This window comes from Paenibacillus sp. FSL M7-1046 (assembly GCF_038007405.1).
In the GTDB taxonomy this organism is placed as follows: domain Bacteria; phylum Bacillota; class Bacilli; order Paenibacillales; family Paenibacillaceae; genus Paenibacillus_AQ.
This window is the reverse complement of record NZ_JBBOXB010000001.1, coordinates 5,277,823-5,303,724: the sequence shown is the minus strand read 5'-3', so window position 1 is coordinate 5,303,724 and position 25,902 is coordinate 5,277,823. Positions and strand designations below refer to the sequence as shown.

Here is a 25,902-nt window from a genome sequence, read left to right as displayed (position 1 = left end):
GATCGTACTGGGCTTCAGATCTTTACATGCTAAGCCGAATATTCCTCAGCCTCATCCCTGGATGGGGCTTCGCCCGACATTTGCTTCAGCAGCTTTTTCATCATGACCGAGGCTTTCACTTTGGTGTGCAGGCAGGGTGAAACTTCTATGGAATAATGGCCCTTGCGCACTGCTTCTCTCAATTCCTTCATCGTGGAGCAGGCATATTCCAGCTTATTCACCACGCTGCCATATTGCAGGCATTGATGACTGTCGCTTCCGGCAATGACCGGTACACCCAGCTTGGCAGCAAAAGGAGTAATCAATGCGCGGTACGCCTCCGCTCCCTGCATGTAAATATCCTTGGCATTGAAATCAAAAGCATCCAGCCGGGCCAGCTGCTCCGGGTCCAGATGATGCAGCGGAGTGGAGCTCCGGAACGGGTGGCCTCCGATTTTCCACAAGTCCAGGGAATCAGCCAGATCCAGCAGCTGACGGAACGGTATGAAATGCCCCTCTTTGGTGTAATCCTCAAGACTGGAACGGACATCCAGAATATGCTCCTTCAGCCCGATCAGCAGAATATGGCCGGTCTCGGCAATATCCACTTCCATTCCCGGAAAAATCTTCAGGCCGTCCGCCTCGTAATAATGGCCGTTGTAAGGATACATACGGTCCAGCGTCTCATACATCGCGAAGAAATTGGAGGTATTAAAATGTTCGGTCAAGCCGATGGCATCCAAGCCGTTCGCTATAGCTTCCCTGACCATCTCCCGGAAGTAATCCGGGGAGAAGCTTGATTTCTTGGACAGCTTGCCATGGGTGTGCAGATCTATATTCATAAATGGATTTCTCTCCTTTGTGCTTGTGGGTGAGTTTAATAGAGCAAATTCGGATAGGCAGAACCCGCGAGAAACAGCAAACCTATATACACGGCAGAGCCTGCAATAAAAGCCCAGTCGGTTCGTTTCATGGCCAGATATGACAGCTTCATCTTTCGCACCTGCGGATTCTTCACTGCATAAGTATACCCTCTGGTCTCCAGCGCTTCGACGGTTGTCCGGGAACGTTTGGCTGTATTCAGCATCAATGGATAGAAGACCAGCACGATAATCCGCAAATAATAAGCGGCAGTGCGCCAGTACAGGATTCCATGCTTCAGCGGCCTTTGGCCCCTCAATCTGAACGAGAGCAGAATCTGGTGAAACTCTTCCAGCAGTGTGGGCAGAATCCGGTAACCGTAGGACAAGCTGAAGGCAAAAGCATCCGGTACCCCTAGAGAGGACAATCCGTCACTCAGCCGCTCCGGGTCCAGACTGGAGAAGACAGTAATGCTCGCCAGTGAAATGACGGAGAGCTTGAGCGTCAGCGTCAACATGGGCAGCAGCGATTCTGCCCCGCCCCCGAAGAACAGCGACACCAGGAACATCCAGCCGATCTGGCTGATCAACCCCAGGCAGAGAATAAATATGATATAGGGACTCACCCGGGACAGGATCGTCGTGATGACCATGAGCACAAACATACCAAGCAATATCGTCCGGTTGTACACAAACCAGGGCGCAATCGCGAAGAATACATACCAGATCAGCAGCGTGCGCGGGTCCAGCCTGCCGAGGAAAGTACTGCTGCTGTTGTAAGCATTGCCAAGCAGCTCCAGCTTGATCTGCTCGACTGAAATCCGGTTAAGTGCCCGTTTGACTGTTTCCACCATGCGTAACCGCCTCCTTTCTCCATTCCACAGTCCTGGTAAATTCTTCGAGGCTGCAGCAGATGCGGGGCAGCCCCAGCATCCGGCTCAGCTCCATGAGCTGGGTTTCAGCCAGCCCGGCGCGGCGCAGCAACGCGCCGTCGGAGAATATTTCATCCTTGCTTCCGTCGGCAATAATCATCCCGTCGTTCATCACGATCACCCGGCTGGCCCATTCCGCTACCAGCGCCATGTCATGGGTGGCAATGACCACAGTCTCCACGTGACTGCGCAGCGTCTCCAGCACCTCTACCATCTCCTGCTTCGTTGAAATATCCAGGTTGGCGGTAGGTTCATCCAGCAGCATCACTGCCGGACGGACAGCCGCGCCAATCGCCAGCGAAACCCTGCGCTGCTGCCCGCCGCTGAGCAGGCGGGCGTCACGCTCGGCCAGCTCATGCAGACGGAAGGCCTCCATCATCGCTTCTACCGTTTCATCCGTATCTGTGAGCCGCCTTGCCTTCAAGTAATAGGCGATCTCTCCACGCACGGAGTCGTCGATGAACATATCCTCCGGGTTCTGGAACACATAGGAGGCAATACCGGAGAGGCGCTCCGGCGGCAAGCCGTTCACCTTCATTCCCTTGACATAAACGGTTCCTCCGGTAGGTGTGGTGATGCCGGCAATCAGCTTCATCAGCGAAGACTTCCCTGCGCCGTTGTTGCCGATCAGTGCAACCGATTCCCCGGAGCGCAGCTCCAGGTTAATGCCTTTCAGCACCGGATGCACCGTTTTGTGGATAGTCCGGTAGGAAAGCAGGACCTTATCCATCTTGACAATGGCCTCCCCCTTCCGCTCAACGGGTACGGGAAGCTGCTCTGCGGCAATGGCGGACCATTCGATGCCGCAGCGGCGCATGAAGCAGCCGCCGCTCTCCCCCATGTTCAGCGGATATAGCGTTCCGCTCCGGGGTCCGGGCTGCAGCATCCAGGCTGCCCGGGTCACATCGGGCGGATAGATGCCCAGCGCCAGCAGTTCCTCCACCGAAGACAACGCTTCGCGCACCGGCTTATGCCAGCGCAGCCTGCCGCCGTCCATCAGCACAACCGAATGGCAGTATTCCGCAATGAACTCAGCATGATGCTCGATAACGACGATGGTTTTGCCGTGCTGCTCATTCAGGCGGCGCAGAATGTCGTAGATTTGGCGGGCATGCTGCGGATCAAGCTGTGCGACCGGCTCGTCAATGACGAGAATATCCGGGTCCATCGCCAGCGCTCCGGCCAGCGCAAGCAAATGCTTCTGCCCGCCGCTGAGCTGCCAGATGAATTCGCTGCCCATACCGCTGAGTCCGGTCAGCGCAAGTGCCCGTTCTCCCCGCTCCCGGTAATCGGCCAGGCCGTAATTCAGCGGGGTGAAGCACACATCATCCAGAACGGTCGGACGGACCAGCTGATTCTCAAAATCCTGGTAAACATAGCCCATATGTCTGGAGAGCTGGCTTACGCTTTTCCCGGTTGCAGATTCTCCGCGCAGCAAAACCTCACCTTCAAAATCACCAGTGTAATAATGCGGGATCAGGCCGTTGAAGCATTTGCAGAGCGTGGATTTCCCCGAACCGTTGCTGCCCATCACCGCAATAAAGTCACCTTCCTGAAGCTTGAGCGATACCTCCCGCAGCACCGGCTGCTCGGCACCCGGATACGTAAACGTTACTTCCTTCAGTTCAAGTACCGGTTTACGCATCAAATTGGCCTCCCCCCTGCCGCCTGCGGGCAGCGCGGCGCAGCAGCACAATAATCACAGCTGCAGCAACAACCGCAGCGGCCAGCATGCTCAACCAGATCAGACTTCCCTCATGAGATTCGGCCCCAGGCAGCTCGAACTCACCGATGCTCCAGCCGGATTCCGACAGCAGCTCCGCACCAAGCGCCAGCAGTGACAGGATGATGCCGCCAATGACGAGCTTCGGTGACAGCCAGGCACTGCTGGGGTATTTCATATTCCGTTCGCGGGGTTTCATTCCAAGCAGGGGTTCGATTTTGCCGTATAAACGCGGCACCAGGTATAACGTCGGCAGCAGCGCAAACAGGATGCCGGAGAACAGCACATCATTCAGAAAACCCACACCCTCGATGATTACAATACTTTCGGCCAGTCCTTTAACGGCTTCCAGCTCCTCTACCCCGACCCATACTTTGACGATGTCGATGACCGAGCTGAAGAACTGGTGGATGGCCACACCGCTAATCGCCGCCACCCCAACCTGCCTGCGGTTCTTGGGATCGGAGACCATGCGGCCTGCCGTGTACATCGCTAGTGAGAAGGTAATGAATTTCTCCAGCTCTCCCAGACCGCCGAATTGGCCGAGCATCAGTTCGCCGAAGATTATTTCTCCGACAGCAGCACCCACGGCGGCATACAGCGGATGAAACAACATACAGAGCGTGAGCGGGATGAAGGCGAAATACTCGACAGACAGCTCAATCGGCCCAAGCTGCAGGCTTGGAATCAGCTCCGTGAACATGTTGGACAAACCGTACAAGGACATGGACAGCACAAAAATCATCATTTTTTGCGATTGGGTCAGCGTATAACGGTTTTTTAACGTACTCATGAACAAATCGGCCCCCTCCAGGAAATTACCTTAAGTATAGAAAGTGCGTGTCAGCACAGCTTTTCCCGATTGTTAATGCAATGTAATGTTTTTTTCAGTTTTTTTAACGGTGTAAAAATATTTACAACACACTGGGGCCGTATAGTGGAAGCAGAATCTTCTAATCAGGAGGCCTTACCGCTATGTACAAAGACTGGAACCGCCGCCCCTTTTCACCGAATCAAAGGATCCTTGCCGATTTCATCCCCAAAAATGAGCAGCGCGTCCTCTACATGACCGAGCAGGAGATCGCCAACGAGCTGGGCTTAAGTATCGCTTCGGTCTCCCGGTTCTGGAAAGCCGCCGGGTTCAAGCATGCCAAGGACTTCAAAAACCGGCTCCGTTTCCGCTTTGAATCCACTCCGTCCGAGAAAATGCGCGATGTGATGCAGCGGACTGGAAGCGGCTCCCTCCCGCAAAAGCTGCTGGAAATCAGCTCGCATCATCTGGAGGAGACCAGCCGGTATTTGAATGACGCGCTGCTGCAGCGTGCGGTAGAAGCCCTATCTGAGGCCAGGCAAATCTATGTTTACAGTCCCGGACCCTGTGCGGGCCTCGCTGAACTGATGGCCTACCGGATGGCCCGCTTCGGGATCACGATCAAACGGATGGCCCCGAGCGGTCACGAGCTGCTGGAAACGTTGATGCATGCCGGGAAAAAGGATGTTGTGCTGGCGTTCGGATTTGTCCAGCTTTTGCCGGAAACGGAGGTAATTCTCGATTACGCGCGCGAAGCGGGGTATGTGGTCATCCTGATTACCGACAGACTGGTCTTCCCCCGTTCCTATGATGCCGATATCGTGCTGTACGCGGGACGCGGCGAAGTATGGGAGTTTCACTCCATGGTTGGCCCGACCTACATTATCGAAAATCTGATCCTCGGCGTGGGGCTATTGAGCAAGGAGCACAGTCTGCGCAAGCTGGATAAGCTTCAGCAGCTGCGGGCTAGATACGGCAGTAAACTTCCGCGGAGCTGAGCCGGTTGAGCCGGAACTGAGCGTCGATACGCCAGTTAGGTTAGTCAGACTAACCTCGTTAGTAACACTAGTCACGCCATCACGCTGGTATCGCCACACTAAAAAGTCTAAAGTTGCAAAAAAACGTCTAGTCAGAGGTGTGAAGTGCACCCTTAGAGTAGAAATTGGAATAGACATTAGATTAGACATTAGATTAGACATTAGAATAAACCTTGGTCTATCCGGTGACTCTGCTTAGGTTTTTTCAAGGTACAGCTTATAGATTGTCAGGCTTGCAAAGGAACCCGTTAAATCCAGATTAAGAGTTCAGCAGTTGGAGTAGAGGTTCAGTCCAGCCGCTGCCTGCGCGCAAAAAAATCTTTGGCGCAAAATGGAGTAGGCCAAGCCGTTACACAACAAAAAGAGGAACGCAGTTCATCCTGCGCTCCTCTTGATTTACATAACGGGCTTATTGCAATTTCATTCTGCCTATTGCCGTGCCGCCAGCAGCTCCTTGACCGCCTCGGGATTATTAACCGGCTGGCGGCAAGCAAAGTTCCGGCATTCATACGCCGTCGCCTGTCCACCCACCGTCGGCTTGTCCGCCAGATGCGGCAGCAGCTTCCGCAGCGTATCCTCTCCGCTGCCTTCCCAGTTCACAATCAGTGCAGCATCCGGCAAGTAAGCCTGCTGCACCTGGGCGAGCATGCCGTGCAGCACCGGGTCCTCCCGCTTGCCGGAGAGCACCCATTCCCTGCCGCCGGAAGCCATCGCCAGATGTGCCTGCAAATACATTGCATAACCCGGCGGGTACTCCGATGCTGCGGAGGACAGCACCGCTGCGGTCCGCTCTGCGATTGCCTTTAGCTCCACATCCTGCGAGATCACTGACAGCTTCCACAGCAGCTTCGCCGCCACGGAATTCCCGGATGGAATTGCTCCGTCATACAATTCCTTGGAGCGGATCGGCAGTTCTTCACCATCATGACCAGTGAAGAAGAACCCGCCGCCTGCCTCGTCAATGAACAGCTCCAGCAGTCCGTCCTTGAGCGTTAACGCACGCTCCAGGTAGAGAGCTTGGCCCGTAGCTTCATACAGCTCGGTCAGCCCCCAGAGCATAAAAGCATAATCATCCACATAGGCAGGGATTGCCGACTCCCCGTCACGGTAGCGGGCCAGCAGCCTGCCATCTTCACGCCGCAGCTTCTTCCAGATGAAATCCGCCGCCGCAGCCGCAGCTTTGGCATACTCCGGCTTCTGCAGCGCCTTCGCTCCCTTCGCCAGCGCCGTGATCATCAGCCCGTTCCAGGAGGTCAGCACCTTGTCATCCTTGGACGGATGAATACGCTGTTCCCGGTACGCGAACAGCTTCTCGCGCCATTCGTCCGTGCGGGTCCGCAGTCCAAGCGGATTCAACCCCATCCGCTCAGCCATTTCATCCGGCAAGCCCTGCAGCAGATTCGGAATATTAGCACCTTCGAAATTGCCCTCCGGTGAGATCCCGTACACATGGCAATAGGAATGCATATCCTCAAGCCCCAGCGCTTCCTCAATCTGCTCACGGGTGAAGACATAGAACTTCCCTTCAACACCTTCCGAATCCGCATCTTCCGCTGAGTAGAATGCCCCTTCAGGCGAGGTCATATCACGCAGCACATACGTGAAGATCTGCTCCGCAATCTCTGCATACAGCGGCTTCTTCGTGATCTGGTATGCCTCCAGATAGGTAATAGCCAGCAGCGCATTGTCGTAGAGCATTTTCTCGAAATGCGGCACCAACCATTCACGGTCTGTAGAATAACGGGAGAACCCGAAGCCCACATGATCGTACATTCCACCCCGGTACATGGCATCCAGCGTCTTCTCTACCATCCGTAGCGCTTCCGGCTGATCATAGTTCTGACTGTACGCCAGCAAGAAAGACAAATTATGCGGCGAAGGAAACTTCGGCGCATTGCCGAACCCGCCGTATTCCTCATCGAATTGGCGGCGGTACAATTCATAAGCTTCGTGCAGCAGTTCTTCGCCGGGAATTGCTCCTACGCTGCCTTCGCTGATACTTTGCGAGTTCTTCCGGTCCAGCGACTGAAGGTCCGCCAGCAGCTCATCTCCAAGCTTGTCCAGCGCTTCACCGTCCTGCTCCCATTTGCGTTGAATTTGCTCCAGCACATCCATCAGCCCAATACGCCCGAACATCTGCCGCTTCGGAAAATACGTCCCCGCATAAAACGGCTTCTTTTCCGGCGTCAGCAGCACCGTCAGCGGCCAACCCCCGCTCCCGGTCAGCGCCTGACACACCGACATATACAGCGCATCAATATCCGGCCGCTCCTCGCGGTCAACTTTGATGGCGACAAAATTGTTGTTAAGAAGCTGGGCGACTTCTTCGTCTTCGAAGGATTCGCGTTCCATTACATGGCACCAATGGCAAGTGGAATAGCCGACGGATAAGAAGATCGGCTTGTTTTCTGCTTGGGCTTTGGCAAAAGCCTCCTCCCCCCATGGATACCAGTCCACGGGGTTATGGGCGTGCTGTAGCAGATATGGTGATTTTTCATTGGCTAATCTATTGGGTGATTTGTGAGTTGTCATGGGGAGTCCCCTCATTTCAGATAATTTGGGTAAAGTATTGCTTAGAGTTAGTTTACCCAAATTGGTTATGATGGAATTCTTTCAGAAGATAAAAAGTAGTTTCATTCAGATATTTGGATAGAATTCAATTAACTCACTTTCAAACTCGGAAATTGATTGATAACGTCGATTCCGTCTATCAATTGCCCTCAAAATCACTTTTTCACAATTGACATGAACATATTTTATTTTTTTAGGAAGTTTATTGGTTAACAAATAAAACAAAAGTGCTCCGAGTGAATAAATATCAGAGAGGTTTGTAGAGTCCGCTAAACTATTTAGCTGTTCAGGATCAGTAAAATCCTCATGACCATAACCATGTTTTGATTTACCTGTATGTAAAGTATGAGACTCTGGATCTTTAGCTAGCCCAAAATCAGCAATTTTCACTTCTAATTTTTCTCCCATCTCATAAATTAAAATATTTTTAGGTGCTAAATCACGGTGATATTTCTTTTCCCCATGAAGATACTTCACTCCTGATACAATACTTTTAAATATTTTAATGCGCTGCTCCTCAGAAGCTTTAGGATTATTCTTCAACCATTTGTCTAGTGAATAATTCGCTAATGGCATAGTAAACCAAAAAGGAGAACCTAACAAATGGATTTTCTCAACTGTGACTATGTTCTCATGATGTAGTTTTTCTGAAAGAAGTTTCACTTCTCTTTTAAAACGCAATATATATTCCGTTCCATCATTTTTGTAAGCTCGTTTAAAATGACTGCTTGGAAATAACACTTTACAAGCAACAATTTTATTTGTATACGGGTCAAATACTCTATAAACTACAGCAAAAGATCCCCTACCAATTTCCTCTAAAACTATGAATTCAAATTGCTGCCTTACATATTCTATTTTCAATAAATTCTTTCTTAATTTTATAGTCTCTTTATCTAAATCGTTAGAAATAAACAATTGTGCCTCACAATAATTTTCCTTTATAAGTTTTTCCTTCAATACAGTAAAAGTCAATAAAAAACTCTCAAAAATAGAATTTCCAACTCCAATAAGTTTTAGAATAGTTTTAACGTAATCATCCATATTATTTATAGAAAGCAATATTTCGTTATGGTTAATATTACAAACCTCGAGGTTAGATATCCAAGTTATTATTGCTTGAAATTCTTCGAGAGGTGAAATCATTATTAAAGGCGAGTCTAAGTTTCCATTGAGGTCAGGGATAAGTACCGAATCCAGTTCTTTCAAAGTCAAACCAGTTAAAAATAATACATCGTCCTTATAGAGACTTAATACCTTAGGTTTATTCCAAATTTGATTTGATAAATAGCGTAAAGGTATTTTTTGTTCAGACTCCTTCAAACTAACGTAGTAAGCACATATTAAAATTATGGACTTATATTTTTTAAAGGAATTTCGATCTGCAATTGATACATCATTATGATCTTTGATCTCAACATCTTTTATCCATTGTAATATATATTCCTTTAATGGATTTTTAGTGTGAGATATCAACCTATCTATAATGATTGTTAATTTCAGAAACTCCACATTAAAGTCTGGCACTTCACTAGATAATTCCTCCAGTGCTCTAGGGTCAAGTTTTATAATTTTAGGAAGCCATTCAATACTTTTTCGAGGCTTTTGATTTTTAAAGATTACTTGTATGACCCCATCAATTAAAAGAATTTCTAGGGCATCATTTAAATCCTGCCATGAATAAGTTTGAAGAACTTGATTAACAAATGGACCATATTGCTTTGCACCTTTTGAGAGCAACTTAATTATGTATTTCAGTAACTCTTTTTTACCATGAGGTTTATTTAAAGTATTATCTATCCCCTGGTAATTTTGTCCGCTCGCCAACATTTCTACCGGAAAACGATAGTCTTTATATGCTTTACTTACTTCCAATCCAGCATGATTTTCGTCAATTTTGAAGATACGATGTAAAATCATAATATAGCCCCTCTTTGCTACCTTCTACTTGATTGCTTATTAAAGAGTTCTCCTAGCACGTTTTTTTAATATAAGTGGGTTTGCAAATTGTTTGTCCGGCTCACGAGCGCTACAAGTAAAAGCATGATCTATCCAATCAATAGTTTTTAAAGACTCTCCTTGTTGATGTGTAATAAAATACTGGATATCGGTGATTTGTAGAAGTTGTCCGATTTCATTGCCACGGTCATCATCCACCCGTGCTTTGGGTTCATCCAAGAACATGATTGGCGCTGTCCGTCCGTTTCTGTTGTCACTTATGGCTGCTAACAAAATCATTAAACTAGTACTAGCTTTTTGGCCTGAGCTTAAATCTGGGCCGTCGACTGCAACTGGCTCCTTCCCATCGTAACCAATAAACAAATGAATTTCCCAGGTTTCAGGTTCAGGTGTAATTTCAACCAATCTGCCTTTAGTCGAAGCTTTTAGCAAGTCTGCTAAACTTTCAAACTCTGATATATAATCTTTCATAATCTCCTTTATGTGACCACGGAATTGAAACAGTAAATCATTGCAAGTACGTTCTAACTCATTTCTATCTTCTTTCAGTCCTTGTAAGTTCCGTATTAGTAGCTCCACCTGTCCTTCCTGAGCTTCAACTAAACGTACAACTTCATCATTCACCGAAGAATCATAAAGTTCCCCCCTTTCCTGACGCAGCGTATTGAGCCTCTGCTGAAACTCCTTCGATGTAAGCAAATTTCCTTGTTGATCTCTAAAAGCACTTCCTTGTACCTCATACTGAATAAATTCAATATCGTCGCCACTTAGTCCAAGTGCTTTTACTTCAGAAAATACGTGTTGTACAACTGAAGCAAGAGACATCAATTTATGCTGTAGAGCATCATGTTTCGTAGAAAGTTCTCCCATTTTTTGTATTGCCTGAGCTTTTTGTTCATTAAAAACTGATTGCTCTATCCCAGCAGTACGCTCTTTTTTTCGGATGACTTCTTTTTTCTCTTTGGCCTGGACTTTTTGCTTTGTTGCTTCCTCAATCAAATCTGATAGCATTTTTGATTGATCTAGGTACAAATAATAAGAATTCGTCATCTCCGGTAGTTTTGCCAAAAGCTGTTGATTTTTAATAGCTGTTATTACTTCATCTAATTCACTTTGGCACTTTTGAATCTCTCTCTCTAGTTTTTTGAAATATTCTTCCTGATTTGATAATAGCTCTTTAGTTCTTTTTTTCTCTTCTTCAATGGCTAATTTCCCGCAACAAAGGCTGTGATACTTCAGATGAATCGCACCATCACCATCTTGAAGGAGACCTTCGATTGTAACACTCTCTATCCCCTTAGCCTGCAGTGCATGGCCTTCTTCTACAGTATCAACTAGATACACTTGGCTCAAGTTTCTCAAAAAGCCCTCGATCTTTTCTTGGTGGCTGATGTTGATGGCTGAGCGAATACTAGGATAGGGGACATCATTTCTTACCAAAACATTGTTCCCTTTGTTAGGTAATGATACACGAGCGCCGTATTTAGCCCTTTGTTGTAGTTTTTTTGTGGGAAGATAATTTTCTGATTCCACAATAATCCGATAGCGGTTATTTCCAATATACGCCTCGATTGCTTCTTGCCATTTACTCATCTCCGAATTCACATTGATAGCATCAGCGAGCATAATAAATGGAATTTTGTTCTCTTCAAGAATTATCCGGAATTTTCTAGCATCTTCTCTGTAAGGTAGGAAATCTTTTTCTAGTTCAGAGAGCTTTTGCTTCAGTTCGATAAGCTTATTCTTTACTTGAGAATAATCTATCTTCTTCTGATCCAAGTTTTCTATAAGAACATCATTTAGTTGTAATAAATAGTCAATACTTTGTGGTTCAATAAGTTTCAGTTCATTTATTTGTTTGACAAGAGTATTAATATTTGCATCTTTCACACTTTTTTCGCTTGTGTGTCTGGTTATATCCTGAATAGCTTGCTCCTCAAGCTTATCCCACCGATTATACTCTGTGTTTAGTTCTACGATTTCTTTTTCCTTTACCTTTACTTTGACATTTAACTCATTTACTTTGTCACCTTCCAGTTTCCCTTGTTCAATTATCTTGATTAATTCCTCGTTTGTAGCTTTCATTGTATCCTGAGATTCAAAATATTCGAGTTTAATGAGTTTAATTTCGGTTTCCTTGACTTCTTTTTCTTTAGTTTGATAGAGGCGGAACTTTAGCGCTTTTTGTTTGATTTCTTCAAATCGAGATTGTGCCTGTTCCATTTCTTCCTCTGCTCGTTCAATGGATATCTCTTGTACACTTAATCTTTCTTTACTCTCATCGTAGCGTTTTTTATAATCTTTTGTGCCTTTAAGATCAAAGATTAAATGGAAAAGCTCACGAGGAGAAGAGTTTACAACTTCTCTGATGGTATCAGGGCTCATTGCCATCAAGTTCCGAAACTCTTTAGTCACTCCTAGACATTGTTCTAAAGTTTGAAGATATTTACTTACATTTAGTGCTGCTTCGCTGTAAGCTTTAGTATTCGTTTGAAGATCTATAAGGTCATTAAATTCACCATCAAAGATATAATAATCTCTTTGCCATGAACTCTGATCATTCTTATAAATTCTACAACACGCAGTAACTTCATCCTTGAATTTTCTAACCGATTCAAAAGGGCGTAAACCGTTAACATCAGGTAAGTTATAAAATGCTACTCTTACTACGGCCCAATTGCTATTTTTAACATAAAATGAAAATGTGCGTTTGCTTTCGAAATGACTTGCACCCAGCATTAAGCGAAGTCCATCCCAAATCGTAGTTTTTCCATGACCGGATGGCCCAATAAAGGCGTTAACCTTTTCATGAACCTTATATGGTTCTTTTGTCATTGGAAGGTATCCCCAATATACAGTTGAGAAGTCTTTGATCAACCTAACTCATCCTCCTCATTATCAGTGAGATCTTCTTCCTCAATTTTCTTAATAGAATTCAAACTGTCAGTAAATCCTTGAATTACATAATCGCATATATCTATCAACATATCGTTATGTAGCATGTACATACTAGGGCCAACAGTTATTCTTGATTTACCTTTCTCTAAAAAGATATAATGATGCCTCTTTAGAGGTGTAAGCAAGGTTTCGATTGTCTTTCGCGGACTCTGTTTTCCCTGTTGAAACTTAGCCCCATAGTTGTATACAATTTCATCAATCGTCAGACTCAGTTCATTTTCGGGATCAGTATGGTGAAGTTCTTTAGGAAGGACTAATTTGGCATAAATCACAGTAAGAAGCGCCATGTGCCTTCTGTCTAACCCTTTAATTTTCTTATGAAAATAATCAAACGAGGCTGAATCATATTCTTTTTTTAATCGTATAACATACCAATCAGTCCCTGGAGGATTAAGAAGTTCATATCCCGTTAAAGATAGATACATTTGAACATCTCTAAAAAGACGAATATCTTTTTCAATTGTCCCAATTTCTTTTTTTGAGACCCACCCATAGTGAAACATTGAGCAAATTCTTTGTGCTTCAGGATTAATAATGAACTCCTTATTCTGATCCATTACCATCTCTCCAAACATAACATTCTGTTATAATTTCCACAGGTCCTTCTGGTAGCTTTTTGTAGGAATCATTTACTTTCAGTCCAAATACTTCTTTTTTCATGATCTCAGGATCATCACTACTTAATTCTCGCGTCAGTTTAAGAAGTTGCCCCGTCTTATACATAGCATGCCCAAAATTGTTTATATTTTGAAAGAGTATTTCATACATAGGTGCTACTTCCTTTAATTTCATTTTCACTACAATCTCCTGATAAAAAAGTTCCATAGGATTTTGAATTCGATCTAAAAACACTTCCTCTTCAATAATGTCCACGGGTTCAGGAGGTGGTGTTGCTATAATTCCCTCTTTTTCATTCTCAAAAAACGACCTAGTTCTGCTATCTATGATCTCTTCTCTTAATTGATATACATGCTTTGGTGCCGAAAAGTTTTTTTCTGAAAAACTCGCTAAAATTTCTTGATGCGCGTCGAGAAGAGCCGTTTCTATCATTTCAGGAGAAATGAATTCACCTAATCCTTTTTGACTTTCTCTTTGAAATTGAATGGCTATAGAAAGAATTTGCGTAGTCAAACTTAGAAGACTGCTTGTCAAATCAAAAAATTCGTCGTATTTTTCTCTACCAAAAACTTTCCGATTACTGTTGAGTTTTTTCTGCGTCTCACTAATAACTTTTATTATTCCATGAGTATGTTTCCCTATTTCTAGAACTTCACGCCGCGAATTCTTTTGAATTACTCTCTCAAGATAGTCTTTCCAGACTGCCAGTTCTCGAAAACCCATATTCTTAATTGACACCGTTTGTTCTTCATTCATATTAAATTCATCTGCAAACTCTGCAAGCATAACAGTGGTTTTTATTTGTTCTTCCATTGAAAGATTTTCCTTAGCAAAGGATAAAAACATAGAAGATAAGAAAGACCTAACTTTACCCGGGATTTCATAATCAAATCCATCAAACACAATCCAACCTTTATCTAGAAGTTCTTTGATCACCTTATCCCGATTCTTCTTGCTCATATAGCTTAAATAGTTTTGAGCTTCTTCAATTGAAAATCGGCCAGCCTCGCTGGCTAATGTTTTTGCTCCTGCTAAAATAAGTGTTATCATTTGAGAATTTCTCAATTTAAAAATATCGAATAATCTAAGATGTTTTTCAATGTTCTTGACCATTACAATATCTTTATGAGATAAATCATAATCATTTTTCGACTCTTCAAAACTGTGACTATCAGAATCAACCGAATTAAGCATACTTTCAGATTTTTTAAGAAGTTCTTTCAAATAACCCCTCTTCTCATGTAACATTTTTTTTGTATAAATAGCACTTCATTTCAAAATGTTGTTTTTAACACTCATTTTTCATTCTCCACTTTATTGAAAATAATAAAACTCTATTGGCGCTACTTTAAAAATACCAAAATCTCTCAAAATACATTATTTAGGTATATTGTACCACATAAAAAAAGACTTCTAAAATAATTCCCAGAAGCCTCCAATGTCGATTGTTTAATCAAATTACCTGTAACAAACCGTCAACTCCACCCGATTCCCTTCCCATTATAGACAATAAGCTCCACCAGCTTCTTCAACGCCCGATTCTTCTCTTCACTTGTTACCGCTACATCCCACAATCCTCCTAATAATCTACTCCATCGTAGGATAATTGCTTTCCTCTACTACCACCTTCCGCAAATCCTGCAATTCTTCCTCCAGCTTCTGAATCTGCTTTGTCCTAACTATTTTTCACTCCATAAACACCTGCTTCGTAATAATCTCCTCTTCATTGGATTCATGTAATTTATCTAATGCCCGTTTATCCTTTTACAGCTCCTGCTCCTTCACGGCAATCATAGTCTTCGTATCGTTATAACCGTGACCTTGTAACTCGATCTCCTGCAAAATATTTGGGTCAACATTGATGATCCGCTCATATAAAGCAACTAAAAATTCTTCGTCCAACACCTTGCCCTTCTGCTCACATTTTCTGCCATCCTTGTAATGGAGATAACATAACGCGTTCAAATATAGGCCCTGTTTCTCCCTTTGGCCCAATCTGAATTGCATTCTAAGCCGCATTTTTCAAACAAGCTCGTGTGATAATCACAGGAGCTTGTTTGCATTCCGCTTAACCATATTTCGTAAATATAATCTCTATGAAAAATTAAACAGAATTCAATTACGTCAATCTTGTTGTTCGTCCCCTAAATGGCTTCCACAATTCATTTCCGCCACTCCACTATATTTCAGGTAATACTTAATCCCCGCCCGCTCAACATCAGAGAAATCCAGTGGATTCGCAATATATAATTTATTTAATTCCTTAATATTAATCCATTGGATATCTGCTGTTTCGTCACCTGCTTCCAGGAGTTCACCCTTTGCCTTACATCTAAAATAATACCCGACGGAATCGACCGGACCTTTAACCGTTTGATAAGCTGCAAATGGTTTAAGGTATTCCACCTCAAATTCCGGATTAATCCCCATGGTATCAATTCTTGTTTCAATTCCTTCTATTTCGTATACATCTAATCCAGTTTCTTCTTTAACCTCTCTGATCAGAGCTTGGATCAATGACTCAAAGGGTTCTATTCTTCCCCCGGGAAGTTCGAACTTAAAGGAGAAATCTGTTTTTATTCTTCTTTGTATGACAATCTCAGGTTCTCCATCATTGAATCGTTCAATGATGGCTCTCGAATTAACGTAGAACATCAAACCCACCCTTTCTTAGACATGTTACAGCCATTTTCCGAACAGCCAATAGAATAAATAATAAGCAACTAGTAGCAGTAAGCCCTATACACAACAATACCAAATAGGACATCCATACGCTAAGCATATAGTAACTGTAGTTCAACAGGTAAGGCCAGATCACCACCAAAACGAACAGCAGCATTCTAAGGAGCAGAGTAATACGAGCTCAGTTCTTTTTCCTGCATATATCTTTCTCATCTATTATGTGCTGGGTTGTCCCTCGGGCTAGTTTCATTACCTTAATATCAAGCTCAAAATCCCTCTTCGCCGTCACTATGCTATTCTTAGTTTAGACGTTCATTTCATCTCATTCCCTGCAAATATATACCTGCTAGAGTAAAGGGCTGGGTTTAAACCAGCCCCTCCTCATTAACCGTACGTGAGGTTTACCCTCATACGGCGTTCCGATGTTTGTCATTCATGGGCATGCAGATTACAATAGCGTTTTTAATCCATACATATTGGCAATACACTTGACTTCAGATCGTGAACTCATCCAACTCCTACGTTGTTTCTTCTTCGCATACCACCGGGTTAATCTCTGCAAAATATACCAATCCAGCTTAGCTAACCTCTTTTGGCTGTAGTTCGTGTAGTCATAATTTCTCCATCCTTGAATCTTTGGATTGAGCCATTCCACCTGTTCCGCGAACGATCTCGAACGCATGCCGGGTGGTGCTAATCTTTCTTTAACCACGCCTCGAATACGTTCCTCTGCCTTCTTCGTTAGCCACTGTTGTGTGGTATAGTACACCTTCCCTTGAGAAGTTTCTGCTTTTGTTTTCCGGTGGTGCATTCCCAGGAAGTCGAACCCTTCGTCCCCTGTCCATAAGCCTACAATGCAAGTTTTGGTTGGGTGCAGGGTTAACTCCAGACGTTCCATAACCCTGTATATGAGTTCATACGCATGTTCGGCGTCCTTTTTAGTTTTACAGACCACTACAAAATCGTCTGCATACCTAGTCAATTCTCCCAACCCACTTCCGTGTTTCTCCCACAGCCGGTCAAAGTAGTTCAGGTAGATATTCGCCAAGAGTGGTGAAATCACGCCACCTTGCGGTGTTCCTAAATCGGATCGCCTTACGTTTCCTTCTTCCATAACCCCCGCCTGAAGCCACTTCCGTATTAATTTCAGGATCCGCCTGTCATTGATACGCATCTGCAAGAGTTTCATAAGCATCTCTTGATGAACGGCCCGGGCATGCTGTGATGTTTCAGGTTACTGTCCCACATACATACGAACGCTTGAGCTACCGGCAGGTAGAGTATTTTTTCCCGGTTAAGATTCGGGAGGGGTAGCAGATCTCAGTCTGTACCGCTCCTCCGTCATGTAACAATAGTTTGAATACGCGCCTCAATTTTAATGCATAGTCTTATGTGATTCCGTATGCTGAAATTGCTTATAAAATAAATATAATTACCATCATCATATATGAATATCGGATATTCTTTTTTAACAATATGTATACAATGCCATATAGAATGGACATGAAGAAAGCATAAACACCTGTTAGACTTCCTTGGAGCAAAATGTGTATGAGTCCCCATGTGAGAGCAAGAAAAATCCCTCCATAAGGCAGACTGCCTCTTTTTATGAGCGTTTCACCGAATTTTTGTCCAAAAGCAATCGTTAGTAGAATCAAGGCAGCTTCAAACAAGTAATAGATATTTTGAAAAATGAATTTAACGATACCATTGTATTCTTGAACTGGCTTAAAACCACCCCATGTAATAGTGGTAACTGTAATTGCTATAACAGAAATCACAACCGCAAGTAACCATCCCTTGGAGTCTGGTGCTTCGTTTAACTTCATAATATCAAAGGAGTATTTTTTCTTTGAAAGCCTTATCAAAAATAGTGCCATACTCCCCCACAAAATGCATGTAAGCACCCAGTGTATACAATGATGGATGAGGGTATATTCAGAACCTCCAACACCGAATATAAAAGGCAATAGCATTGACAGTACAATTTCAAGACCGAATCCTGCAAAAGCATATAAACCTAATGCAAGATAATCGCTTGCTCCAATTTTGTTTTCTCCCATAACCTGAATCCTCCATCTACCATAAATTTTCCACACTTCGCAGAATAATCCAAGATAGTCGATAAAAGCATTTTTCTTCCGTTGTAAAAGTTTCGACACCAGCTTTTTTCGATGCTGTTTTTATTATACAATGAAATGGAAGAATATTACGATTGCTAATTCTATACTTTCCGAACAAAAAAGCTCCCACCAAAAGTACAGATACACCGTAGCAATCTTCATTTATAACAAACTGTCAACTCCACCTGATTCCCACTTATAAACTCCACCAACTTCTTCATTGCCCTATTCTTCACTTTACTCGTTACATCGGCGTCCCATAATTCCCTAAACTGACCAAGCCGCTCATATATCTACTCCTCAGTCGGATAATTCTATCATCTATTACAACCTTACTCTAATATTTCAAACACTTTCCTGAAATCCATTTAACTTGGTTTGGTCAAAAAAACCAAAGCGAAATTCATCTCACCCCGGTTCTCTTTAATAATACTATTCATCTCTAACTGTCACTTTGATTCATTACCTCCACTATTTGCCGAATCCCCGTTATTGCTCCAATCAAGTTCGCACTTATGTCTTATAACCTCCCGCTCCTCCTTCTTTAAATGCTTCAGTGAGTTCTCAAAAGAATATGGAAACTTGGCCCTAAGTTCCAATAGCTTCTCAATCTCACCCATAGCGATAGCTTGCTTAATTGCGGGTACCCACTTCCCTTGATTATCACCCCAATTTTCTGCCATAAGCAATCCATCAATCAACAAGTGCTCTTTGGAACTAAGTTTATTTGTTTTCCGTTCTCCCCTAACCGATTCCTGCCCTCTCATGACTCTCTCCTATCCAACTTTATTTTTCCAAGGTACCCTTCCTCCGTATGTATAAGTTCTCCTTTGTGTCCTAATACTTCTACTATCATCGCAGCTCCCATTCTAAATCCGAGAGTATACGCAGAAACGGAAGAGACCGAGATCAACATATCATTAAGATCCATGGCTTCTTCAACCATAGTGAAGTCATCGGGTGGCAGCTTTTCTTTTAGAATTTGTATAAGTTCAGAGATTTGCTTGGAGTACAGTGCATATTTGGGATCGCTAGAATGGCTTCGTTCACTTGGGCAGATTTTTCCGTAATACAAATCCTCCAATAGGCTCACCTGCCTCCCCCTCCCTAATGTTCTTCTTAACCATCTTAGCGAATTTATCGCTAAAAATCAATAGCGAATAATTCGCTAAGATATGCTTGTTTTGGAGGTGCTTAAAATGTATCAACGTATCCGAGATTTGCGTGAAGATAAAGATTTGACTCAAACCCAAATGGCCGAATATTTGCAATGCAGCCAGCGGATATATAGTAATTATGAACGCGGTGATGTTGATATTCCCACGGCAATTCTAATCAAACTGGCGGAATTCCATCAGACGAGCACTGACTATTTGCTGAACAGGACGAACCAAAAAGCTTCTTATCCAAAAAGTTGAACTAGAATAATCAGTAAGTCTCGCAGTTCTCAAAGGAACCTATTCGCTAAACACACAGGTGATCATATTGTACACAAGAATCCGCGACTTACGCGAAGACAAAGATCTGACACAGCAACAAATGGCTGAGCTATTACATATCACTCAAGCCACTTATTCCCGCTATGAGAATGGAAATTTGGATGTCCCGAGTGCCGTTTTAATTACTCTGGCCAATTTCCATAAAGTAAGCATCGACTATATTCTGGGTCAGACAGACAACCCCAAGCGTTATCCCGGCAAAAAAGAATAGTACGCAGCAAAAACAAGCTCCTGTGACAATCTACGGGAGCTTGTTTTTCAATTATCCAATAAGTATATCAGCTTGATAGGACAATCCGAAAATATTAATAAAGTAGCCTATCCCACTGCTTCCTCTATCCTCCCCAGCACCCTCAAGCCGAGAAAAATAAACCATGCAGCAAAAGCCAGTTGAGAAACAAATACCATAGCAGTTCCAACCATCCACAGATAGGCTCCGATAAGATCCAATATCCCTACCACAAATCCAAAATAAGCTGTAGGCTTGCCGAGCACACTTTTTCTTATCACGAGACACAATATGATGGTTGCCATGCTCAGTATAATCGCTACAGAGTGCATGCCTCCATAGTATATGCTGATTACCAGCGCCCGAAAGGATCGATGTACTTCCACCAAACTCAATAAGGCCGAATTTGGGTTCCATCGTAATCCGCCTATTCTAATAAACTATCAACAGAATCATTACATGCTCAAGAGTTCGGTTTCATATTTTTCAAGCTTCTCCATTACACCGTCAACCCATTCCCGGTCATCCCACAATTTAGGATTATCAAGCTTCCTTACCGCTGGGTGGCCTGTTGTCATCGTACCTACACCATCTTTGTTTCCAAAGTACACATCCGCTATTGTTAATGACTTGTTAACAGATTGAATTAACAGCTTGCAGCTCATCCCAGAACCCTGGTTTGAAAAGGGTAACTCTAAATAGTAAAGATTGTTATCCAGCCTCTTGAGCTCTGCTTTCTTAAACTCATTGTCCAGGCCGAATATTATACCATTACCACCCTTCGAATCCTGCAGTTGTTCTAACTCCAACATTGTATTAGTGAACTGACGGAGATTTTTATTAGCGATGTAGTTTTTAAACGATACGGTTTCCTGTTCTGCAACAGCTCCGGTATAAAGATTTATGAATGCTTTTCCGAAGGCCTCCATAAAAGCAAAATCATCTTCACTAATCTGACCTGCGTGGATTGAAAACTCTTGATTAGCCAGATCACTTAATATCTCTGCTGCAGATTTCTCTAGCGATTCAACAGAAGCTTCTATTTTGGATATAGATTCTTTTGTTGGATGATATTCCTTCTGTGAACAACCCGCAAGGATCACAAATACCAATACAGCAATACCTAACGTAAATTTTTCCATAGCACCACATTTTAATAAATCATACAGTTACCTCAGTCCACGAATTTCAAGACCCCTTACATTCCGGGAGGACCGAGGCGGTTTGTCCGCCGTCAAAACATTCCTTAGGTCAGTGGGTTCTCTCCAAATCTTTCCCATAATAATGGGTACATTTCTTCCAGGTCTTCTTCCTCCCAATCATTTTCAATCTCTGTTACTTCAAAATTGTAGCCTCGAGCTTCCAGCTCATTATAAAATTCAGTGTTTATATCATCGTTGTACTCGGACATACCGGTTTTTTGATAAATGTACGCGTCTGAAGCAACTGACAGCATCTCTTCCAGTTGGGGTGCAAAAACATCCTCTTGCAAATTTTCTTCAGATAAATATTCTGCTAGAAATTCAGGATTCTTTATTACCTGATTGAAAACTTCTTCTCCGCGGGAGATTAACCAACCCCTAAAGCAATCAAATCCATCATCTGAACATCCTCCCATTACTACAAACGCTGCCCCCCATAATGAAGAAGTATAAGATTGTTCCATCTTATTTCTAAATTCTATTTCAAATTGAAGGATCTCTTCTTTACTGGACTTTGTTAATTCTTTGGTTAACCATTCAATTTGTTCTTCACCATACTTTTTTGAGTTGTTTATCATTCCCCAGAAAAAAACAGTCGTCATTACAGAGAACCTCCGTTATTATATTTTTTATTGGGATTACTTAATTTCATATTCATTTAATTTGGATTCAATATATTCCCAAGCACTATTTAGATCTTTAAACACCCATCCAATTTCTTCAATTGTTTTATTGCTTTCTAAGCCAACTATTAGAGTTCTAATAGCCTCTTCTGATCTGCGCCCTACAATTAATGCTACTGGAAACGGTGTGTCTAAATATTTTTCTTCTCCAACAAAAAAGATGCTTTCAATTCGATCCCCCCACTCATATGATAGATCGCTTAAGTCAATTATTAGTCCCCCAGGTTCCCAAGCTTCTAAAACGGCTTTACCAATTGCGCTCATATAAGTTGCATCCGAGTTCCCAGCTGATCCATATCCATAATCCCCGATAAATTTTAAAATCATGATTTCGAGATAATCTACTACTCTTGATGTGCCAGTATGTACTTCATATTGGATATTGCTCAGATCCTCTAGTTTCAATTGCTTTGTAAATATGTTCATATGTTCCTCCGATTTGAGACTCGTGAATATTAATACAAAGCTTGTTGCAGCAGATACGGTGATTTCCCCTCGACTAACCAATAGGATACTTTTTGAATTGTCATGGGGCATTACCTCTTTTCGGTACGATTTGGGGAAAGAGGTTTCATTTTACCTTACTGTAAACCATAGAATTCAATGTCTCTTTAGTTATCGGATCTATGTTAATTATATGTTTCTCAATATCCAATAAACTAAATACCTTCTCTTCAATGTCAGCCCTTTTATAAAAGTATTCCATTAAATCTTCCCTGTTTCCGACTTCATTCTTCTCCCCATAGCTAGAATTCTTTACATATTCAATCATCCAATCAATCCAATCAGGATATAAATCATAATTATCTGATAAGCGTTCAGATGCAACTTTATCTATAATTCCTTTAGTATTATCAGTGCGCAAATGAAACAATATGGGGTTCAATGGTTTTAAAATATTTGTCATTTTCGCTATACATGCTGAAATATATGTTTCTGATAAGTTACTGAAACGCAATAATTCATTTATAATGTGCTGAAATAAAACACTTTCAAAAATATAAACAATATCATCCTGTAATGCTTTCTCAACAAAATCATTAAATTTCATAAACATTATTCTTACAAAAGTATCACTATTCAATCTTCCTTCATATGCCTGATAAGACTTTAGTTTGTCTAATAATTCATTACAATCATCACTAATGTCCGGGTAATAAATTTGATAGTATTCATCATCAATTTTCTCAACTAAACTTTCAATCAAGCTGGATTGTTCAGGATACTGAATAGTTAGATTCTTATATTCTTCTTCATTTAATAAAGCTAAAAATCTAAGGTCACAGGGATTTCTTTGAGCATAGTCCATGTCCACTTCAAGATAGACTCTCGAGTTGAAACCTTGCTCCCTCAATTTTTCATTTAGCTTCCATGCAGTTGTTGATTTCCCACAACCATGTAATCCTTCAACGTTAATGAACTTTGTTTTCATTTCATACCTCTTTCGTTAAAAAATAGTCCCCAACTTCACACCAGTTGTTAACTCGCACAAAACCTTATTCATTGACATTGTGTGGAGCAGTAAATAGTTGTGGGATAAAAGGAAAGTTATCATTTAACCATTCAAATGTAGCGTATCCTCCATAACCTTCTGCCTTGCAAGTCCTCAATAGTTCGCTTCAATGAATTCAGCCCAATTAGAGATTATTAAGTAGTTTCCAGGCTAGATCGTGTTTAGACGCCTGCTTGAAGCTTGTTTTAATTATACTATCAAATGGAAGAATATTACGATTTCAAAATACACTTAAAAACTAAAAAGCCTCCACCTAACTCTGGAAGAAGCTTCCTTGAATAATTTAATCATTCGAACATCACATCAATGACAGGTACGTGTGGGTCAATAATTAGATGTAGCTAAAAGATAGGAAGACAGGTATGTTGTCGCGTTTTGGCGATTTCAAAAGCTTCTTCTGACCAGGGGAACCAATTCACCGGATTATGTGCGTGTTGCAGCAAATATGGTGACTTTTCCTTAGCTAATCTATTGGGTATCTTTTGAGTTGCCATGGGGCATCACCTCTTCGGTGGGATTTTGGTGAAGTATTACTTAGGGTTAGTTTACCCAAAAAGGTGGGAGAAAGCGCAGGTAAAGCAAACAAAGTACCTCCATATGGTATGGGTTACCTGTCATGATTGCTCCCAAGCTTTAACTTAAATATTTTTGTAGAACTCAATCGCCCTTTCTTATAGTACTCAACATAAACTTCACTTCTTTTAATGTTGACTTCATAATAAATACCTAATTTATATCTACACACATGCTCAGGAAGATTTGTTCCGTCAAATGACCAAACATCATCGAACGTTTCTTTAGTTAGAGCTATCAAACGATTCTTATCCTTTATCTTTTCAGAATTTCTATTTGTGGATTTTTTCATTTCTATTGCAATTATATTATCTTGTTCAGGAATCTCGCCACGGCTATGCACTATGATATCACAATTAATAGGTATTACTTCGATGTTTTGATCAATAATGGTCTTTACTTTCCCATTGTTTCTGTTATATTCCACATCCACATGATATTTCGAATAATTAGTTTCTTTAATCTCTTCCTGAAGATATCTCATTAAAGAACCGCATAATGTTCGTTCTGAGACACCACTAAGAATCAAATCCACTTCATTATTTAAGAATTTTTTATTTGCATTTTCAAATATAATAGTTGTATTTTTCATAATTCTCCTTAAAACAGTTAAAAACCCAATTCTTTGAGTATGTAAGTACGCCACTCATTCTCTTCTTTTACTGTCTTAATATATCCTAAATCTCTAAGAGTTTTTTTGAATTTCTCCACCATTTCATAGCCCATATGATCCGGAGTTCCTTCATATACAAAATTTAGCATTTCCCGAGTATTTGCTTTGCTCCAACCCATATTTCCTGCATTGGAATTTTGTAAAATATAATTGTAAGTATTCACCATATATCTTCTATAATTACCTGACGTAGGATTCTCTTTTTGATTGCGAAGATAACTTAGTTCTCTAATTTTCTGCTCTTCGTTCATAATAAAAAACTCCTTAGATGATAATTATTCCAACCCTGATCCGTGTCATATAAATCGACCTAAAGAACCCTTTCGAATTAACTCTAGCATTATGTTTCCATCTTATTTCAAACAACCATCTATTCTCTCTCTTAATAATATTTCCAATTAATCAAGAGTAGTAGTTTCACTATTCTAATTACTTCTGTTAAGAACGTATTCTAAATCAACACATGTATCATTATAAAAGAGCAACGCATCTTCCACTTTTTCCAAAAATCTCTTTTTAATATTTATTTCTATCATGAAAAAATCTTCAACTAAACTAAACATCGCTTTAAAAGTTCCTATACATACTGAAATAAATAATGCTACTACAGTAAAAGTTACAAAAACACTGGTTGATTCATTGAATTTTGTACTATCAAAAGCTTTAAAAAAGAATACAGCATATTGTGACCAAACTGGTATAAATAACGCTAAAAAAGCACCGGGAGCTAAAAAGGTTGGGGGTTTACTTCGTACGATTTCTTTTTCTAATATTTTAATTAATAAATTCAACTTTTCCTCAGAATATAATCCCTTACTTTTCAAATATTCAGATAGAAATTTTCTCTGCATATCTTCAAACTGCTCTGTTCTCCACCCCCCTTTTTTAACTTGAATAGAATAATGATTATTCAAAATTCTTTTAGCCTTTGTGTTGAAAAAACTTATTACTAGTATTGACAGAATCAATATTCCTCCGAAAAAAATAGCTGACCCTTTAACATAACTTGGAGCAGCGAAACTTAATGGTAAGATTATTATCAGAATGTAGCCGGAAATTATAAGTAATACGAACAGGAATGAGACCATAGCATTTAAAAATGGCATATACTTGAACACTAATGAATAGGTTGATAAGTTACTCTTATAGTATTTCAATAACTCGTCTATCATTTTCTTCTCCCTATTATCTGCTAAAAACTCCGAGAAACTTCTGGGAGTCATTAGTTTAGTTATTTCATTAATTGGAAATGAGTACGTTTAATTTCTTTGGTTCCT

26 protein-coding genes and 1 pseudogene are annotated in these 25,902 nt (G+C 41.9%); 3 read left to right on the top strand and 24 right to left on the bottom strand.

Going from position 1 to position 25,902, the window contains the following annotated elements:
- Nucleotides 1-29: 29 nt before the first annotated feature.
- From NYE29_RS23535 to NYE29_RS23520, 4 genes are read right to left on the bottom strand one after another with little or no spacing between them, the layout of a single operon-like run.
- Entirely contained in the window at nt 30-821 is a 792-nt protein-coding gene (locus NYE29_RS23535; RefSeq protein ID WP_340897766.1) for a PHP domain-containing protein, read from the bottom strand.
- A gap of 35 nt (nt 822-856) precedes the next feature.
- Nucleotides 857-1,693, bottom strand: a complete 837-nt coding sequence (locus NYE29_RS23530) for an energy-coupling factor transporter transmembrane component T family protein (protein ID WP_306080818.1) — start codon at nt 1,691-1,693, stop codon at nt 857-859.
- Complete coding sequence (locus NYE29_RS23525; RefSeq protein ID WP_340897763.1) at nt 1,665-3,416, bottom strand: ABC transporter ATP-binding protein; 1,752 nt, start codon at nt 3,414-3,416, stop codon at nt 1,665-1,667. The genes NYE29_RS23530 and NYE29_RS23525 overlap by 29 nt, the downstream gene beginning before the upstream one ends.
- On the bottom strand, nt 3,409-4,287 hold the full coding sequence (locus NYE29_RS23520; RefSeq protein ID WP_340897762.1) for a cell division protein FtsQ: 879 nt from the start codon (nt 4,285-4,287) through the stop codon (nt 3,409-3,411). The genes NYE29_RS23525 and NYE29_RS23520 overlap by 8 nt, the downstream gene beginning before the upstream one ends.
- A gap of 182 nt (nt 4,288-4,469) precedes the next feature.
- Here NYE29_RS23520 and NYE29_RS23515 point away from each other — a divergent pair, with 182 nt between their 5' ends.
- Complete coding sequence (locus tag NYE29_RS23515; protein ID WP_038593692.1) at nt 4,470-5,303, top strand: MurR/RpiR family transcriptional regulator; 834 nt, start codon at nt 4,470-4,472, stop codon at nt 5,301-5,303.
- Nucleotides 5,304-5,771: 468 nt separating this feature from the next.
- Here the strand turns inward: NYE29_RS23515 and NYE29_RS23510 are convergent, their stop codons facing one another.
- The 11 genes from NYE29_RS23510 to NYE29_RS23460 form a co-directional block, all read right to left on the bottom strand.
- The gene (locus NYE29_RS23510; RefSeq protein ID WP_340897761.1) at nt 5,772-7,874 is read right to left on the bottom strand and encodes a thioredoxin domain-containing protein; all 2,103 of its coding nucleotides are present in this window, start codon (nt 7,872-7,874) and stop codon (nt 5,772-5,774) included.
- A gap of 105 nt (nt 7,875-7,979) precedes the next feature.
- Nucleotides 7,980-9,833, bottom strand: a complete 1,854-nt coding sequence (locus NYE29_RS23505) for a serine/threonine-protein kinase (RefSeq protein ID WP_340897760.1) — start codon at nt 9,831-9,833, stop codon at nt 7,980-7,982.
- A 39-nt stretch (nt 9,834-9,872) separates the two neighbouring features.
- The gene (locus NYE29_RS23500; protein WP_340897759.1) at nt 9,873-12,749 is read right to left on the bottom strand and encodes an AAA family ATPase; all 2,877 of its coding nucleotides are present in this window, start codon (nt 12,747-12,749) and stop codon (nt 9,873-9,875) included.
- Entirely contained in the window at nt 12,746-13,387 is a 642-nt protein-coding gene (locus NYE29_RS23495) for a hypothetical protein (RefSeq protein ID WP_340897758.1), read from the bottom strand. The genes NYE29_RS23500 and NYE29_RS23495 overlap by 4 nt, the downstream gene beginning before the upstream one ends.
- On the bottom strand, nt 13,374-14,672 hold the full coding sequence (locus tag NYE29_RS23490; protein WP_340897757.1) for a hypothetical protein: 1,299 nt from the start codon (nt 14,670-14,672) through the stop codon (nt 13,374-13,376). Before NYE29_RS23490 ends, NYE29_RS23495 begins: the two co-directional genes overlap by 14 nt.
- Nucleotides 14,673-15,212: 540 nt before the next feature.
- Nucleotides 15,213-15,455: a hypothetical protein gene (locus NYE29_RS23485; RefSeq protein ID WP_340897756.1), complete on the bottom strand. Its 243-nt coding sequence runs from the start codon at nt 15,453-15,455 to the stop codon at nt 15,213-15,215.
- Between the two features lie 117 nt (nt 15,456-15,572).
- Nucleotides 15,573-16,103 (bottom strand): NUDIX hydrolase, encoded by a 531-nt coding sequence (locus tag NYE29_RS23480; protein WP_340897755.1) that lies wholly within the window; start codon nt 16,101-16,103, stop codon nt 15,573-15,575.
- Between the two features lie 475 nt (nt 16,104-16,578).
- Nucleotides 16,579-17,325 (bottom strand): reverse transcriptase domain-containing protein, encoded by a 747-nt coding sequence (locus NYE29_RS23475; RefSeq protein ID WP_340897754.1) that lies wholly within the window; start codon nt 17,323-17,325, stop codon nt 16,579-16,581.
- 220 nt (nt 17,326-17,545) lie between these two features.
- A complete protein-coding gene (locus NYE29_RS23470; protein WP_340897753.1) occupies nt 17,546-18,193 on the bottom strand; it encodes a hypothetical protein in 648 nt (215 codons plus the stop codon).
- Between the two features lie 509 nt (nt 18,194-18,702).
- On the bottom strand, nt 18,703-19,020 hold the full coding sequence (locus NYE29_RS23465; protein ID WP_340897752.1) for a hypothetical protein: 318 nt from the start codon (nt 19,018-19,020) through the stop codon (nt 18,703-18,705).
- A complete protein-coding gene (locus NYE29_RS23460; protein WP_340897751.1) occupies nt 19,017-19,346 on the bottom strand; it encodes a DUF6809 family protein in 330 nt (109 codons plus the stop codon). Before NYE29_RS23460 ends, NYE29_RS23465 begins: the two co-directional genes overlap by 4 nt.
- 106 nt (nt 19,347-19,452) lie before the next feature.
- Between NYE29_RS23460 and NYE29_RS23455 the strand changes: the two genes are divergently transcribed.
- Together NYE29_RS23455 and NYE29_RS23450 are read left to right on the top strand one after the other, a co-directional pair.
- Entirely contained in the window at nt 19,453-19,671 is a 219-nt protein-coding gene (locus NYE29_RS23455; protein WP_038593724.1) for a helix-turn-helix domain-containing protein, read from the top strand.
- A gap of 67 nt (nt 19,672-19,738) precedes the next feature.
- Entirely contained in the window at nt 19,739-19,963 is a 225-nt protein-coding gene (locus tag NYE29_RS23450) for a helix-turn-helix domain-containing protein (protein WP_340897750.1), read from the top strand.
- 107 nt (nt 19,964-20,070) lie between these two features.
- Here the strand turns inward: NYE29_RS23450 and NYE29_RS23445 are convergent, their stop codons facing one another.
- From NYE29_RS23445 to NYE29_RS23405, 9 genes and pseudogenes are all read right to left on the bottom strand, one after another.
- Entirely contained in the window at nt 20,071-20,286 is a 216-nt protein-coding gene (locus NYE29_RS23445; protein WP_340897749.1) for a hypothetical protein, read from the bottom strand.
- A 150-nt stretch (nt 20,287-20,436) separates the two neighbouring features.
- Nucleotides 20,437-21,123 (bottom strand): hypothetical protein, encoded by a 687-nt coding sequence (locus NYE29_RS23440; RefSeq protein ID WP_340897748.1) that lies wholly within the window; start codon nt 21,121-21,123, stop codon nt 20,437-20,439.
- A gap of 104 nt (nt 21,124-21,227) precedes the next feature.
- Nucleotides 21,228-21,785 (bottom strand): DUF4240 domain-containing protein, encoded by a 558-nt coding sequence (locus tag NYE29_RS23435; RefSeq protein ID WP_340897747.1) that lies wholly within the window; start codon nt 21,783-21,785, stop codon nt 21,228-21,230.
- A gap of 36 nt (nt 21,786-21,821) precedes the next feature.
- Complete coding sequence (locus NYE29_RS23430; protein WP_340897746.1) at nt 21,822-22,292, bottom strand: hypothetical protein; 471 nt, start codon at nt 22,290-22,292, stop codon at nt 21,822-21,824.
- Between the two features lie 145 nt (nt 22,293-22,437).
- Nucleotides 22,438-23,298: a hypothetical protein gene (locus NYE29_RS23425; RefSeq protein ID WP_340897745.1), complete on the bottom strand. Its 861-nt coding sequence runs from the start codon at nt 23,296-23,298 to the stop codon at nt 22,438-22,440.
- A gap of 418 nt (nt 23,299-23,716) precedes the next feature.
- Nucleotides 23,717-23,873: pseudogene (locus NYE29_RS23420) on the bottom strand (DUF255 domain-containing protein); the annotation flags it as partial.
- 113 nt (nt 23,874-23,986) lie between these two features.
- Nucleotides 23,987-24,544, bottom strand: coding sequence for a hypothetical protein (locus NYE29_RS23415; protein ID WP_340897744.1), 558 nt, complete (start codon nt 24,542-24,544; stop codon nt 23,987-23,989).
- 17 nt (nt 24,545-24,561) lie between these two features.
- Nucleotides 24,562-24,876 carry a hypothetical protein gene (locus NYE29_RS23410; protein WP_340897743.1) on the bottom strand — a complete coding sequence of 105 codons (315 nt, stop codon included), beginning with the start codon at nt 24,874-24,876 and terminating at the stop codon, nt 24,562-24,564.
- A gap of 174 nt (nt 24,877-25,050) precedes the next feature.
- On the bottom strand, nt 25,051-25,797 hold the full coding sequence (locus tag NYE29_RS23405; RefSeq protein WP_340897742.1) for a hypothetical protein: 747 nt from the start codon (nt 25,795-25,797) through the stop codon (nt 25,051-25,053).
- Between the last annotated feature and the right edge of the window lie 105 nt (nt 25,798-25,902).